The 15,478-nt window shown below is 44.5% G+C and carries 11 protein-coding genes; 5 read left to right on the plus strand and 6 right to left on the minus strand.

The window, feature by feature from the left end; all coding sequences use genetic code 11:
- Positions 1–132: 132 nt before the first annotated feature.
- From R7093_RS12590 to R7093_RS12600, 3 genes are all read right to left on the minus strand, one after another.
- Positions 133–1,806, minus strand: a complete 1,674-nt coding sequence (locus R7093_RS12590) for an alkaline phosphatase D family protein (RefSeq protein WP_318146679.1) — start codon at positions 1,804–1,806, stop codon at positions 133–135.
- 329 nt (positions 1,807–2,135) lie between these two features.
- Positions 2,136–2,513, minus strand: coding sequence for a hypothetical protein (locus tag R7093_RS12595; RefSeq protein ID WP_005377965.1), 378 nt, complete (start codon positions 2,511–2,513; stop codon positions 2,136–2,138).
- A gap of 288 nt (positions 2,514–2,801) precedes the next feature.
- Entirely contained in the window at positions 2,802–5,156 is a 2,355-nt protein-coding gene (locus R7093_RS12600) for a helicase-related protein (RefSeq protein ID WP_318146680.1), read from the minus strand.
- A gap of 213 nt (positions 5,157–5,369) precedes the next feature.
- Here R7093_RS12600 and R7093_RS12605 point away from each other — a divergent pair, with 213 nt between their 5' ends.
- From R7093_RS12605 to R7093_RS12615, 3 genes are all read left to right on the plus strand, one after another.
- Entirely contained in the window at positions 5,370–7,058 is a 1,689-nt protein-coding gene (locus R7093_RS12605; protein WP_005377977.1) for an NAD-dependent malic enzyme, read from the plus strand.
- A gap of 154 nt (positions 7,059–7,212) precedes the next feature.
- Entirely contained in the window at positions 7,213–7,947 is a 735-nt protein-coding gene (locus R7093_RS12610; protein ID WP_047100722.1) for a vancomycin high temperature exclusion protein, read from the plus strand.
- 219 nt (positions 7,948–8,166) lie between these two features.
- Positions 8,167–9,537, plus strand: a complete 1,371-nt coding sequence (locus R7093_RS12615; RefSeq protein WP_017634863.1) for an SLC13 family permease — start codon at positions 8,167–8,169, stop codon at positions 9,535–9,537.
- 142 nt (positions 9,538–9,679) lie between these two features.
- On the opposite strand, the gene R7093_RS12620 is transcribed toward R7093_RS12615, so the two are convergent.
- Complete coding sequence (locus tag R7093_RS12620; protein ID WP_047100723.1) at positions 9,680–11,017, minus strand: GGDEF domain-containing protein; 1,338 nt, start codon at positions 11,015–11,017, stop codon at positions 9,680–9,682.
- 336 nt (positions 11,018–11,353) lie between these two features.
- Here R7093_RS12620 and R7093_RS12625 point away from each other — a divergent pair, with 336 nt between their 5' ends.
- On the plus strand, positions 11,354–12,178 hold the full coding sequence (locus R7093_RS12625; protein WP_005377984.1) for a DUF2797 domain-containing protein: 825 nt from the start codon (positions 11,354–11,356) through the stop codon (positions 12,176–12,178).
- Between the two features lie 90 nt (positions 12,179–12,268).
- Here R7093_RS12625 and R7093_RS12630 read toward each other — a convergent pair whose 3' ends face one another.
- Positions 12,269–13,504 (minus strand): cysteine desulfurase-like protein, encoded by a 1,236-nt coding sequence (locus R7093_RS12630; protein ID WP_047100724.1) that lies wholly within the window; start codon positions 13,502–13,504, stop codon positions 12,269–12,271.
- Positions 13,488–14,144, minus strand: a complete 657-nt coding sequence (locus tag R7093_RS12635) for a 2OG-Fe dioxygenase family protein (RefSeq protein ID WP_005377989.1) — start codon at positions 14,142–14,144, stop codon at positions 13,488–13,490. Before R7093_RS12635 ends, R7093_RS12630 begins: the two co-directional genes overlap by 17 nt.
- Before the next feature lie 359 nt (positions 14,145–14,503).
- Between R7093_RS12635 and trxB the strand changes: the two genes are divergently transcribed.
- A complete protein-coding gene (trxB, locus tag R7093_RS12640) occupies positions 14,504–15,463 on the plus strand; it encodes a thioredoxin-disulfide reductase (protein ID WP_005377991.1) in 960 nt (319 codons plus the stop codon).
- The last annotated feature ends 15 nt before the right edge of the window (positions 15,464–15,478 follow it).

Consider the following 15,478-nt stretch of genomic DNA (forward strand, 5'->3'; position numbering starts at 1 on the left):
GTTCTTTTAGTTGTTGATTTCATAACACTCTCCAATTTTGGGGGTGGAAAGTGTCAACCTTATTTAGGACGGCACAGCTTTCCAATAAAAAGTCCGCACTAGCTTGCGGACTTTTTTCGTATTAGGCTCAGTTTAGCCGATATTTAACGTAGTGCCATCTGTTGTAGAGGCTGACTTGGTCGTCACCTGATATGTTTTGTCTTTAATCGTTGATACGAAATACCAGGTCGACTCTGCTTTGTCGGGCGTAAAAGTAACGCGCATAAAGCCACGCTGTTTGATGTCTGCCCACTGTAATTCTGACACTAAGTGCGGCAACGTGTATTCCATTTGAGCGATCGCAACAGGATCTAACGCTAGGTAGGCCTCTAGCCCAGGGGAGCTTACCGAGCTAGTTGCAAACTCTATCCCGATAGGATGCTTAGATACGTCTTTAAGCTCACTTGCCCATGCGTTGTGCGTATCTCCTGCCAAGCAGACAAAGTTACCACTGTTGGCTTTGGCCAGTTGATAAACTTTCTCTCGCTCAACGTAGTAACCATCCCATGCATCTAGGTTATACGGGAGAGAAATGGTATCTGAACTTGGGTCAGAGAGGTAACCCGTAATCGCAGAGTTTACTGCTAATAACGCCTCTGTTTTTTGTTCTTCAGTGGCAGTAAACAATTGAAACATAGCGGCCATAACCGAACTTGGCAACTCCATACGAGACATTAACACTTGTTGCCCTAGCACATTCCAAGTTGCGTCGTGCGTACTGAACGCATCCATCAGCCAAGCGAGTTGGTCAGCGCCTAACAGCTCTCGGTCTTCACTGCGCGACTGAGCAACTAAACCGCCAATCGCTTCCATCGTTGGAGAGCTGAGCGAGAAGTAATCCAACGGTTTATCACGCCCCACAAGTCGCGTGTCGAGCATCATCAAATTGACTAAACTTCCAAACGAAAACTGACGGTAAATCAGCATGTTTGAGAAAGTGTTTTCACGAACGGGCAACCATTCTGTCCACGCGGCAGCCGCAGCTGCACGACGATCATTAAAACTGCCTTCCTCTTCTTGATGGTTTTCCGCACCATTTTTCCAAGTATCATTTGCAAGCTCATGGTCATCCCAGACAGCAATCATTGGTAGGCTCGCATGTAACGCTTGCAGATCAGCATCTTGGCGATATTGCGCATACCGTTTTCGGTAATCATCTAAGGTAATGCATTCAGTGCCTTTGCTTGGCTCTCGCCCTAGTGCCTCAGCATCTTCACTAGCGTAGCCAACAGCCCCATACTCATAAATGTAATCACCGAGATGAAGTACCACATCAAACGGTTCTTGCTCATGTTGATTTAAGATCTCTCGATACACATGGAAATAACCAGCAGGATAGTTTGCGCAAGAAACAACCGCCATGGATGCCTTTTCTACACCACCCTCTGGTAATGTTTGAGTTTGCCCGACTTCGCTAGTGACATCTCCAACCATGAATCGATAGTAGTAGCGAGAATTTGCGTTGAGGTTTTGAACATCAACTTTTACCGTGAAATCTCGGCTCGTGTCTGTGGCAAAAGTGCCACTTTGCACGATATCAGTAAAATTTTCGTTAGATGAAACTTGCCAGCTTACATCTGCGTAGCTCGCTGAGGTTGTAACACGAGTCCAAATGATTACTTGTGTTTGAGTAGGATCTCCACTCGCCACTCCGTGCTCAAAGGTAACCGCAACAGATTCACTAGCATCGCTACCACAGCCCACCAGCCCGGTAACAATCGCCGTTGAAGAGGCAGCTTTCATAAAGTCTCGACGAGACAAAGACATATTGACTTCCTTTCTTATTGTGTTTGTTTTTATGCCCAAATGACGTGGTGACTCAATCATCCTTGTGTGCCAATAAGGGACGTTAATTCGAACTTACAGTACCAACCACTTAGTCGGTAATTTGTCCTAAAAACGCAAAGTTAGAAGCTAGTTATGACAATTGCATTTCCAAACGTTACATTTTTGTTAATTTAAGTGCAAATACTCTATATTCATCACACTTCCAAGACCTGTGACAAAAACCTCAAAATAAAAAAGCGACCTACTTTGAGGTCGCTTTTCATTGCACTATTGTTAAGTGGTACATCGATGAAGTGGAAATGCTCAGCCTAAAACTTGATGTTAAGGACATCTTGTTCTGACGTATCCACCTTCAACTGACTGCGAGATTCTATGTACTCGATTTGCTGAACATCGAGCGAATATGGCATAACGACTCGCAATTCATTGATCCCTTCATGTTTAGCTAACTGGGTTAAGCGGACCAAATTGGATTCATCACTTTTACGAGAAGACATCGATTTTAATGCGGCATCCCACAACCGATCTTCAGGCTTGCTCAATTCCGCAATGTTCTGTTTCCACATCAAACCGAAAATAGGCGCGATGGTGGCAAATGCCTCTAAGAAGGTCCATTTTTTACTACCTGTCGCCCCTAAAAAGCTAGTGTAGTCGAATTCAATGCACGTCTTTCCTTGTTGATCCATTCTATGCCCCCGACACTCGAAAATGAGATATACCAAATATCGTTCAACTGTTTTGATATAGCAATGGGATATAAAACATTCGTCTTTTATGCCCTAATTCACATACAAAAGGAAATATTAAAACCAGCTTTGTAACAACTGATGTACAGCTTCGCCATATATAAGCATTCAATTGATTAATATTTCAATTAAGAAACTAAAAACAACACGCAAGTAACGCTATCAATATGAAATCATTATAGATTCACCAAGAAAATATCAATTCTTGTCACAACGTCATCCGCCGACCTACTTTACATCAATCACTCGACTGGCCTTTTTATACTGTATCTTCCAACCAGCCCAACGTGGCAGCTCCCAACGCTTCGGGTCCCCCTTACGGTTTCCCTCTCGATAAACGACCTGTACCAGCTTGCGAGACGCGTAATACTCAACATCCAGTTGGAGTTCTGGCAGCGAAAGTTCTAAAGGGTACTGCTCCGTGAAATCGTCGTATTCCCATTCTGGAACACCGTTAAATGTTAAGTCTTCCGGTTCAAACAACGCCATATCATCGACATTTTCAACGCCTAATGTTTCCAACTGATCCTTTAACCAGCTAGAAAATGTCAAGGAGGCCAAGTCGTTAACCTCTTCTCCTTCGACATTAAGGCCCAATGCGTTGTAGAGTTTCCAGTGTTGGATTTGTTGTTTTCTTTGAGAAGCAAATCCTGGTAACAGTGTCTCGTCTTCTATCATTTCGACAATAGACTGAACAGCAACATCACCTTTTAACGCTTGATGTTCAGTACAGATTGTTCGTCCGGCGTAGACCAAATGCATTGTTGCTCTTGGCGTCTCTTCTTCATAATTCGTCTCACCTTGTCGCCACTCCCCAAATTCAAGTTCGCGTAACAACGTCAGCGGGATAGGCATCATAACCGATGCGAGGTTTAGTGTTTGCTTAACGCCTCGTCCTGGCACGCTATGGCTATCTAGCACGATTGCCGCTTCTTCTTTGTCAGGAAAGCGGCTGTTACGCCCAACCAGCATCTCGACTACGCCATTTCCTAGAGCATCCCTTCGACGAGCTCGTCGGACAAACACAAGCTCAGGGTGCAATGAGGCGATGGAGAAAAAGAGTGCTTCACGTTTATATCGAGAGGCAACGTCAAGTTCCGGTAATTCAAATGCTTCTCGCATTTGTTTCGCTAAACCTTGCGCCTCTTCGAGTGCGCTGGCATCAATGACAATGCCCGGAAGTCGCTCCCCCCGAACCAAACGGATCAGCAAAGAGGCATCACATCCGTATGGCTCCTCTTGAGATAGAAGCTCAGCGACTTCACCACTTTGTCGCTGATAGAGCTGCGCAGGCACAGATAAGGCGGCAGCCAAATCAATCATTGCTTCCTTCTCTGGCTTCGCTTGAATTCTGGTAACGAGATCGGCAAACAGTGCATCAATGGGTAGTGGGTATACTTTTCTCCCATGCTGCGTGACATTGCCATCCTCATCAATCGCTTCCATAGATAACAACGTCGAATGAGATGCCTCTAGCGACTTTGGGGGAATTGAGTCGAGAAAATCGAGTGTTGAGAGACGGTACCCACAACAAGCCGCTGCCAGCATCGGCTCGACGAGCTCTTCTCTGTGTAATTCTGGAGGTGTCACCAACTCTAAAGGCGCGTGCTCACCATATAGACGAATACAAGCCCCTTCGGTAACGCGACCTGCTCGCCCCATTCGCTGCGCGGCACTGGCCTTAGAAATGTTGGTTAATGTCAGTGCTGTACGTCCATTTCGTTGTACAGTTCTGCGCTCTAAACCACTATCGATTACCACACGGATATTAGGAATGGTCAGAGAGGTTTCCGCGACGTTGGTTGCCAATACGACTTTCCGTTGCTTTTGTACCGTCAGCGCACGATGTCGTTCTGCATCACTGACCGAGGCATGAAGTTTAACCACCATGACATCGCCACAACTTTGTAGCATCTGAGCACATTGGGTGATCTCTTTGCGTCCAGGCATGAAAACAAGAATATCGCCATCTTCATCTTCCAGTGCTTCTTTTACCGCTCCGACAACCTCCTGTTCACATCCCTTTTTGTTCGGTAAATAGCGGCTGTCTGTAGAACGATGTGTCACCGTGACTGGAAAGCAACGTCCCTCCGAACGCAGACGCTTAGCATTCAGGTAACGAGCAAGCTTTTCGCCTTCTAAGGTAGCAGAAGTGACGATCAATCGATGTTGATTTTCTTGCTTCAAAATGGCGGTTAATAGATCAATATCCCAGCGTCGCTCGTGAAATTCGTCCACTATCACGACATCAAAGTCTGCTAGCTTGTTTTCCGAAAACCAACGCAGTGCAACCCCCGGAGTCACAAATACAACTTCGGTTTTTTCATCAAAGTAGGCATGAAGCTTGATCGCGTAACCGACTTTGCGACCTATTGGCTCTCCAGATTGCTCCGCAAGAAATTCAGCCAGCGAGGTACAAGCAATTCGACGTGGTTCAATAACCAGAACGCGTCCGTGTTTTGCCGCCCACATGGGCAAGCGGGTAGATTTACCCGACCCGGTTTCGGCTTCCACCACAAGATGGTTAAGCCTTACATGATGGTCAAACTCAGCTTGCAGGCTGTCGATAGGTAGTTGAAACATAGAAATTGGATTTGATTTGATGATGCAAAACATTATACCCAAGTAAAAAAATCCTGCTTTAGGTATCTCTAAACAACCAATATTGCCGATATTTTCGTCGGTATCTGAATTTTTTTGCGACATTACATTGATGTGCATCAACGCATGTTTACAACTAAATAGTGAACCCGTTAAAATTTGGTGCGCATCCTTCAACCCTACATAAGGCACCCAATGAACAACGATAAACGCCCACTATATATTCCATATGCGGGTCCGGCTCTTTTAGCAACCCCTCTTTTGAACAAAGGCAGTGCATTCTCTGCTGAAGAACGTAGTTCATTCAACTTAGAAGGTCTACTTCCAGAGTCGACCGAAACTATCCAAGAGCAGGTGGAACGTGCCTACCAGCAATACAAAAGTTTCGAAAGCGATATGGATAAACACATTTATCTGCGTAATATCCAAGACACCAACGAAACATTGTATTACCGCCTAGTGCAAAATCACATTTCTGAGATGATGCCTATCATCTACACGCCGACTGTTGGCGCAGCATGTGAAAACTTCTCTAACATTTACCGTCGTGGTCGCGGTCTGTTCATTTCATACCCGAACCGTGACCGTATTGACGACTTGCTGAACAACGCAGCAAACCACAACGTTAAAGTGATTGTTGTGACAGATGGAGAACGTATCCTTGGCTTGGGTGACCAAGGTATCGGCGGCATGGGTATTCCTATCGGTAAACTGTCACTATATACCGCGTGTGGTGGTATCAGCCCTGCTTACACGCTACCAATCGTGCTTGATGTGGGTACCAATAACCCGCAACGCTTAGCTGATCCGATGTACATGGGTTGGCGTCATCCTCGTATTACGGGTGCAGAATACGATGCATTTGTAGAAGAGTTTATCCAAGCGGTACAGCGCCGTTGGCCTGATGCTTTGATCCAGTTCGAAGACTTTGCTCAGAAAAATGCGATGCCTCTTCTAGAGCGTTACAAAGACCGCGTGTGTTGCTTCAATGATGATATTCAGGGTACTGCAGCTGTTACTGTTGGCTCTCTACTTGCCGCCTGTAAAGCAGCAGGAACTCAGCTTTCTAAACAACGTATTACCTTCCTAGGCGCAGGGTCTGCTGGTTGTGGTATCGCAGAAGCGATCATCGCACAAATGGTATCGGAAGGAATTTCTGACGAGCAAGCTCGCTCACAAGTTTACATGGTTGACCGTTGGGGTCTGTTACAAGAAGGCATGCCTAACCTTCTTGATTTCCAACAACGCTTGGTGCAAAAGCATACCAATACGAAAGAGTGGGAAAATGAAGGAAATGGCTTCTCACTACTCGATGTTATGCGTAACGCCAAGCCAACGGTACTAATTGGTGTTTCTGGTGCGCCTGGCCTATTTAGCCAAGAAGTCATCGAAGAAATGCATAAACACTGTAAGCGTCCGATTGTCTTCCCATTGTCGAACCCAACAAGCCGCGTGGAAGCGACACCGAACGACATCATTCGTTGGACAAATGGTGAAGCACTGGTTGCAACAGGTAGCCCATTTGAGCCAGTGGTTCATGAAGGTCGCACTTACCCTATTGCACAATGTAACAACAGCTACATCTTCCCAGGCATTGGCCTTGGTGTACTTGCTGTCAATGCAAAACGTGTCACTGACGAGATGCTAATGGAATCAAGCCGCGCGCTAGCAACATGTTCTCCTCTAGCAATCAACGGTCGTGGGGCACTACTTCCACCACTGGAAGAGATCCACTTAGTATCGAAAAAAATCGCATTTGCCGTTGGTAAAAAGGCAATTGAACAAGGTGTCGCATTAGAAATTACTGATGAAGCATTGAACGTGGCGATTGAACAGTCGTTCTGGCAACCTGTTTACCGCCGCTACAAACGCACTGCGTTCTAAGCTTGAGACAATTCGTTTAATAATTAGCCCCTACCATGTAGGGGCTTTTATTTTTTTATCATCCTAACCAGATTTTGGCATAAATGGGCTTCTCTCTTTTTGTTTCTATCAGATATGATGAGAACTACATTTTTAGTTAAGGATATAAAACGTTTTGTTGTTTTCTCGCATAAGATCAAAGTGGAAGCTGAAATTTTCCTGGAAGCGATTTGCTTTGATTTTGTCGATCTCTGCACTTAGTCTGCTTGTTTCTGTTATTGCCATCGACCGATGGGTGGTTTTACAAGCCAAAGAGAGCATTTTCACTGAATACGAGCAAATCCCTCAACATGAGGTTGCCGTAGTTCTTGGTACCAGTAAATACATCGGAAAGATCCTCAACACTTACTACACTCATCGCATTAATGCGGCGATTGAGCTTTACAACCAAGGCAAAGTAAAACAGTTTTTATTGAGTGGTGATAACGCCCACCGTTCATACAACGAACCGTGGACAATGAAACGCGACTTACTTAAAGCAGGCGTGCCTGAAGAAGTGATTCACCTTGATTATGCTGGCTTTCGTACCTTAGATTCGATTGTACGAGCGAAAAAAATTTTTGCTTCGGAGCGATTTCTGATTGTGACTCAGCGCTTTCACTGTGAACGCGCACTGTTCATCGCTAATGCTTACAGCATTGATGCGCAGTGTCTCGCGGTAGCAGGGCCGACGGCCAACAAGCAAAAAACATCGATGCGTGTTCGAGAACTGCTAGCCCGTGTGAAAGCGTTTTTAGACCTGTATATTATCAATACGCAGCCTAAGTTTCTTGGCCCTCAAGAACCTATCGTCGCAGTAAAAGAGCCAAATAAAGCAGCTAACGAGCCTCTTCAAGTCCCCGTCGAATAGAGGAATAACGTGGCTCACAAGCCTAGTAACATTTCTATAAAACAAATGGGTAGTTTTCTACCCATTTCCAATTCTCAACATCACACTTTCTAATTTGCTCTACGATTCAGGCAAAACTCTTTTTCGCATTCAAAGTAACATTTCATCAATAAATAACTACAAGTCAGTTACTTTGCCATAAAAAAACCGACAAAAGGCAATGCAAAAGGAGCACTACCCATGACCGCACTCGCTGTGACATTGAAGAATTGGTTCTTCACTCGCAACAGCATGATTTTGAACGCGAATATCCTATTGTTCATTATCTTGTTTAATACCTTACCCTTTGAGCCACAAGTAGTAACCGGCCTGAGCATCTTAGTTTTTGTTGCTATTTTGTGGCTAACCGAAGCGATTCACGTCAGCATTACTGCGCTGCTCATACCACTACTTGCGGTATTTTTGGGTGTGTTCAACACTCAAGCCGCACTGAATAACTTTTCCAACTCCATCATTTTTCTATTTTTGGGTGGTTTTGCACTAGCTGCGGCTCTACATAAACAAAAGTTAGATCAAGCTATTGCAGATAAAGTACTATTGCTGGCAAGAGGAAAAATGTCTGTCGCTGTATTCATGCTATTTGGTGTGAGTGCTGGCCTGTCAATGTGGATTTCAAACACCGCCACCGCCGCGATGATGTTACCGCTTGTGCTGGGTGTGATGACAAAGCTAGACGCTAAGAAAAACCACAACACCTTTTTGTTTGTTCTACTCGGTATCGCTTACAGTGCTTCAATTGGTGGTATTGCAACACTGGTTGGTAGCCCACCAAACGCAATTGCAGCAGCTGAAGTTGGCCTTAGCTTCACTGAATGGATGAAGTTTGGTGTACCTATTTCCCTAGTATTAATGCCAATCGCTATCCTCGTATTGTACACGATGACTAAGCCTGACCTTAGCCACAAGTTTGACCTTGACCATCAACCAGTCGAATGGACAAACGGCAAAATGATTACGTTGGCGATTTTCTTACTGACCGTGACGTTGTGGATATTCAGTAAGCCTATTAACGCTATGCTGGGTGGCTTCGCGAAGTTCGATACTCTTGTAGCTATTGGCGCCATCCTTCTACTTGGTGCTTCTCGCGCCGTCGAGTGGAAAGATATTGAGAAAACAACCGACTGGGGTGTGTTAATCCTATTTGGTGGTGGTATCTGTCTGAGTAACGTCCTAAAAGCAACCGGAACAAGCGTATTTTTAGCTCATAGCTTGTCAGGCTTCCTTGAGCAAGCCGGTATTCTCTTAACGATTCTTGCAGTGGTTGCTTTTGTTGTCTTCTTAACTGAGTTTGCGAGTAACACCGCCAGTGCTGCGCTACTTGTCCCTGTATTTGCGACCATTGCAGAAGCCTTAGGCATGTCTCCGGTTATTCTCTCTGCACTGATTGCCGTCGCTGCATCTTGTGCATTTATGTTACCTGTTGCAACACCTCCAAACGCGATTGTGTTCGGTACGGGTCATATCAAGCAAAAAGAAATGATGCGAATTGGTTTCGTATTAAACATTGCCTGTATTGCTGCACTAACGCTTTTCGCTTGGTTGTTCTGGTAAAAATAGCAAGTTCGATTAGCACTACACTGCTGCTCACGGTAATCGTATCGATAACCCAAACTTCCCCCCTAAGTGGTGTTCAGCAGTTTCCCTCTTGGTGGCCAGTTGGCCACCTTTTTTCTTTCCTTTTAGTGAACGGCTATCAGGCTTGCTTCTTTTCGCAAGCAAGTAAACCATAATGAGCTTCCACTCGGTTGCGACCATTGCGCTTCGCCTGATACAACACTTCGTCAGCTCTCGCCATGGTTTCTGAGACGCGTTCATTCTGCATTTGGGCAACGCCAATACTGCAAGTTAATGATTCACCGTGCACCCACAAATGATCCTCCACATTTTTGCGAATCATTTCTGCCTTCTCTAACGCTTGTTCAATATTGGTATCAGGGCAAAATACGACAAACTCTTCGCCGCCCCAACGAACGAGTCGATCGTCTGAGTAAATAGAAGTCGCTACCACCATGACAAATTCGCGCAATATGTCATCCCCCATTTGGTGCCCAAATTTGTCGTTCACCTTTTTAAACTTATCCAAGTCCAAATAGAGAATACTGAAGGTGTTATGCCCCCAGCGAACCTGACGAGATTGTTGTTCCAGCCAGTGTTGCACAGCATATCGGTTCATCGCGCCCGTCAAAGCATCTCGATGCGCTAACTCTGCAAACTCATAGTTTTGAGCTCGCAAAGTATTATTCACCTTTTCCAAATGACGGTGACGCTTTTGCGCTTTTTCATAAGCCACTCTATTTTTTCGTAACTCATGCAGAGAAAAAGCCAGTCCAAGCGCCATCCAAGAGATTAATAATGCATACAACAATGTTTCTTGCGCAAGGTAAGCGCCTTCAAACTCAATTTTATCAATCACAATTCTATGTTTACCAAGTGCCGCACCAGACCCAGTTGCAATATCAATACGTGTGATGTTTGAAAATTCAGGTGCAGAGTGTTCAATCGCGACTCCGTTATCTGCTAACCACCAGGTCATCACCTGAAGATTTTTAATCGGAATTTCGACAATATCGCTCGAACCCGACGGAGAAAACTGCATGCCATTATATTTAATGGTGTACTCGTCGTCTGGCTTGGAATACTCAGAATTATAATTGCGAAGATACAAACGTAGGTCGTGGCTAGGGTTAGCCCCTATTCCTGCCTCTTCATATCGCACCTTCAATCGAATCGTATGGTAGTTGGAAAGGTCAATACCCTGTGTTGGCGTTGCTGAATCGGTATAAACCGAGATTCCGCAATAAGGCCAAGCATACGAGCTCTGCTTTAGTTCACAGCTAAGAACTAGGCTTTGCCGATCGTATGTGATATCTGCCTCACTCGCACCTCCTTCACTGACATCTTTAGTTGCATAGATATTGAAATGCTCAGGTGTAATGGTCAGCTTTCGCGTATCGCCAAGCACACTATAAAGGGCAACCAAACTGATAGTGCAAATAGAAAGAGCAAAGATAAAGTTATGGATCCACTTCATGGGCAAGTGACCTGCTGAGATTATATACAATACGTGAGGTTCAATAATTTCAAAAAATGAAATAAAGGTGATTTATCAAGAAATAAAATCACTTTTTCATTCAATTCTTAGTTTCGACACATAGTAACGGATTTTGAACCGTTATCACGTTTTAAAATTTCTAAAAAATGCAGCCCAACTTCTATTTGCGAAGCATTTCACAGCCATAACTTTTAGAAAATAAAACACGATGCATAATAATTTAGTGCAAGACATTTACTTTAAAGCTCCTGTCAACCCTGCATCTCTTCTCCACTTCAGTATATACTGTGCAAAAACACAATAATGAGTAATGTCATGTCATTAATTGCAACTGGCACGCTAAACAAAATGCGTGCTTCTCTGGACGGTGCCGTCAACTACCGTCTTCCTGTCGGTGAGGAAGAGATCGACTTAACTCCGTTTCTGGGTAAAACGCTCACACTGACTCACACTGGCAATATTTTTTGTTGCTCATGTGGAAAGAAAACGAAAAAGAGTTATTCGCAAGGCCACTGTTTTGTATGCATGAAAAAGCTAGCAAGCTGCGACATGTGTATCATGAAGCCAGAGACCTGCCACTACGATCAAGGGACTTGTCGCGAACCACAATGGGGTGAAGAGAATTGCATGGTGGATCACTTTGTCTACCTGTCCAACACATCCAGCTTAAAAGTTGGTATTACTCGTCATACTCAAATCCCGACTCGTTGGATTGACCAAGGCGCGACTCAGGGCTTGCCAATTTTTAAAGTAAAAACTCGCCATATCTCCGGTTTAATTGAAGTTGAACTGGCGAAACATATCGCAGACAAGACCAATTGGCGCACACTGCTAAAAGGTGACGGTGAACCTATGGCATTGCAGGACCGTTTTGCTGAGCTATTGCCTTTAGTCGAAGAGAAAATTGCCGAGATAAAACAGCAATTCGGCGAAGATGCCATTGAAGTATTAAACGAAAGCATTACCGACCTTAGCTACCCGGTACAACAGCACCCAACGAAGATCACTTCGCATAACTTCGATAAAAACCCGGTTGTTACTGGCACTTTGCAAGGCATCAAAGGTCAATACCTCATCTTTGATACCGGCGTTATTAATGTAAGAAAATTCACTTCCTATGAAGTTGAAGTTAGTGAGTAATCGCTTGCAGAACGCGTTGATTCAAATAAAAATGAAAAAAGCTCGAGTTTGACTCGAGCTTTTGTTTTTCTATTAGGAAGAAATCGTTAGTTATGCGTCAAGGATGCTTTCTAGCACATCGAATAACATATCGACTTCTTCTATTGTGTTGTAATGCATACAACCAATTCGCACTACACCACCCGATTCTTCTAAACCAAGTTGACGAACTAAGCCCAACGCATAAAAGTGACCATTCCATACACAAATGTTATGTTCACCCAGTGTTTTCGCGATGAACTCTGGAGAATATCGGTCAAACGTTAGCGCAAAAGTTGGCGTGCGGAGTTGGCTATCTTCCTTTGCGATACCGAATAGATTGACACCATCTAATGCATTCAAACGCTGCAAGAAACGCTCACTCAAGCGCTGCTCATGTTGTTCATACAGTTGGTAGCTTTGCTCCAATCGTTGGCGAAGAGGTAAACCGACTTCACCAAATTGAGCCAGATACTCAACCGCAGAAACGACACCAGCAAGACCTTCAAAACTTTGCGTTCCTATTTCAAATCGACCAGGGCCTATATTAGTGGCAGGCTCGACTTTGTAAGGGCGAATACTGTGGAGCCACTGATCGGCTATGTAAGCAATACCAACGTGTGGTCCGAAAAACTTGTAAGCTGAGCAAGCTAAAAAGTCACAACCTAACGCTTGAACATCAACCAAATGATGAGGCGCATAATGGACGGCATCCACATAAACTTGTGCCCCAACATTGTGCGCCATGCTGACTACTTGCTGTACATCCACAATAGAGCCCGTCGTGTTCGATGCATAAGTCACAGCGACAAGGCGCGTTTTATCAGAAAGAAGGCGGCTTAAATGCTCCATATCCAGCGTACAATCTTCTTCGTTGATACGAACTTGATGAACCGTAACGCCTTTATCTTCTGCCGCTTGCTGCCAGCTGGATACATTTGAATAGTGATCCAAAGCGGAAACAATGATCTCATCTCCTGCTTGCCAATCTCGACTAATCGCGCGACTAAGCTGAAAGGTTAGTGAGGTCATATTGGCACCGAAGACAATATTGCCAGATGAAGGGGCATTAAGTAGAACCTGAGCCGACTCACGCGCATTTTGCATTACGTCAACGGTCACTTGGCTAGAAAAATAATGCCCGCCTAAGTTAGCGTTGAAACGACCTAAATACCCTACCATGCTGTCTAGTACTGATTGAGGCACTTGTGAGCCACCTGGACCATCAAAAAACGTCACGGGCTTGTCGTTGTGGTATTGAGCCAACGCCGGAAATTGCTCTCTGATCTGATTAAGATTGAAGTTCATTACGCTTATCCGTAGCAGTGAGTACAAATACATCCATATGGCCCGCTTCGTCATCAATAACAGAGCGGATTGGGCACGCGTTATGCCACAGCTTGCTATCAGCCAAGATTGCGACCTCTCCGGTTTCTAGCACTTTACGGAAAAATGGGGCTTGGTTATGGCTGCTGTACAGCATGATGTCGCCACCGATGATGTTATGGCGTCCCACACCAACCATTGCAATGTGATCAAAACCGTCTTGGTGCACACCTTCAGGTGCTACTTGGGTTTCTTCTTCCAGTGCCCTGATACGGATTTGGTGAATTTCTATTTCTTGACCGTTTGGCAGATGATTCGCATTGACAAACAATTCACACATTTCTCGAAAGCCATCGCTGGTAAGAATATCCTTCTCAATTGGCTCGAATTGTCTTACAACATCACCTTGAAATCGGTTGATATCAGAGGATTGAACAAAGCTATTTTTATTTAAGTCGATGACTTTGCCGTTATCAAAACCAACCACAGAATAACGTCGTAGTCGATACTGACCATCTGCATGTTCGGTACGAGGCAGTTCTTCAAACGATGGGGAAAGCTGCTCAATTGCTGCCATGCTGAGCTGTGTTAAATGTAGAGTATTCTCACGTGAATGTAACATCATTTGCTCCTTTAATGAGGCACATTAATTAACATTTAATTTACACACTAGGTTACGCAAATATTCTGCAATTACCAGCTTTTAACGTTGATAGCTTCAACAAAACGACAAAAACAACATAACAAACCAAATTAAACCACAAAAACAGAGTCATGTTTCAGTTTTACGCTTTGACAATATTTGAAACTAGACTTCTCTACTACGAATAGAATTTTATGCTAGAAGTCAACGTTCTCTATCAATATTTAGTGGGTTCTAATCTATAACCAATTATTCGATCACAATCGTTGTTTATGCTTTTAAAGCACTAAGAATTTCCATACAATCGAGGGAAATGTTACGCCCTTTTTGGAGCCATAATGAGCGACGTAAAACACTGTAAATTATTAATTCTTGGTTCTGGTCCTGCAGGATACACAGCTGCCGTCTACGCAGCGCGTGCAAACTTAAACCCTGTGCTTGTGACGGGAATGCAACAAGGTGGTCAGCTAACCACCACAACTGAAGTTGAAAACTGGCCAGGCGATGCTGAGGGACTGACAGGTCCAGCATTGATGGATCGCATGAAAGAACACGCCGAGCGTTTCGAAACTGAAATCGTATTTGATCACATCAATGAAGTAGAGCTATCACAACGCCCATTTCGTTTAAAAGGCGACTCAGGTGAGTACACTTGTGATGCCTTAATCATATCTACCGGCGCATCAGCAAAATACCTTGGCCTTGAGTCTGAAGAAGCATTTAAAGGTCGCGGCGTTTCTGCTTGTGCAACCTGTGACGGTTTCTTCTACCGTAATCAGAAAGTTGCAGTTGTGGGCGGTGGTAACACGGCTGTTGAAGAAGCGCTATACCTTTCTAACATTGCGTCAGAAGTTCACCTGATCCACCGCCGCGATTCATTCCGCGCAGAGAAGATCCTTGTGAAACGTCTGATGGATAAAGTTGAAAGCGGTAATATCGTTCTTCATACCGATCGCACTCTCGATGAAGTACTGGGAGACGATATGGGCGTAACGGGCGTCCGCATTAAAGACGTGAACAGCGGTGCGACAGAAGATATCGATGTAATGGGTGCATTCATCGCAATTGGCCACCAGCCAAACACACAAATCTTTGAAGGCCAAGTAGACATGAAAGATGGCTACATCATCGTTCAATCAGGTCTTGAAGGCAACGCAACACAAACTAGTATCGAAGGTGTATTTGCAGCTGGCGACGTAATGGACCACAACTACCGTCAAGCGATCACCTCTGCAGGTACAGGTTGTATGGCTGCATTAGATGCTGAACGTTTCTTAGACTCACTTGGTGACAAATAACTTTTCACATTTGTG

Source organism: Vibrio sp. 1580 (genome assembly GCF_033340055.1).

Coding starts and splice junctions, on each gene's coding strand:
- R7093_RS12595 (WP_005377965.1), bottom strand. CDS start 2,513: ATGGATCAACAAGGAAAGACGTGCATTGAATTCGACTACACTAGCTTT.
- R7093_RS12590 (WP_318146679.1), bottom strand. CDS start 1,806: ATGTCTTTGTCTCGTCGAGACTTTATGAAAGCTGCCTCTTCAACGGCG.
- R7093_RS12600 (WP_318146680.1), bottom strand. CDS start 5,156: ATGTTTCAACTACCTATCGACAGCCTGCAAGCTGAGTTTGACCATCAT.
- R7093_RS12625 (WP_005377984.1), top strand. CDS start 11,354: ATGTCATTAATTGCAACTGGCACGCTAAACAAAATGCGTGCTTCTCTG.
- trxB (WP_005377991.1), top strand. CDS start 14,504: ATGAGCGACGTAAAACACTGTAAATTATTAATTCTTGGTTCTGGTCCT.
- R7093_RS12605 (WP_005377977.1), top strand. CDS start 5,370: ATGAACAACGATAAACGCCCACTATATATTCCATATGCGGGTCCGGCT.
- R7093_RS12615 (WP_017634863.1), top strand. CDS start 8,167: ATGACCGCACTCGCTGTGACATTGAAGAATTGGTTCTTCACTCGCAAC.
- R7093_RS12635 (WP_005377989.1), bottom strand. CDS start 14,144: ATGTTACATTCACGTGAGAATACTCTACATTTAACACAGCTCAGCATG.
- R7093_RS12620 (WP_047100723.1), bottom strand. CDS start 11,017: ATGAAGTGGATCCATAACTTTATCTTTGCTCTTTCTATTTGCACTATC.
- R7093_RS12630 (WP_047100724.1), bottom strand. CDS start 13,504: ATGAACTTCAATCTTAATCAGATCAGAGAGCAATTTCCGGCGTTGGCT.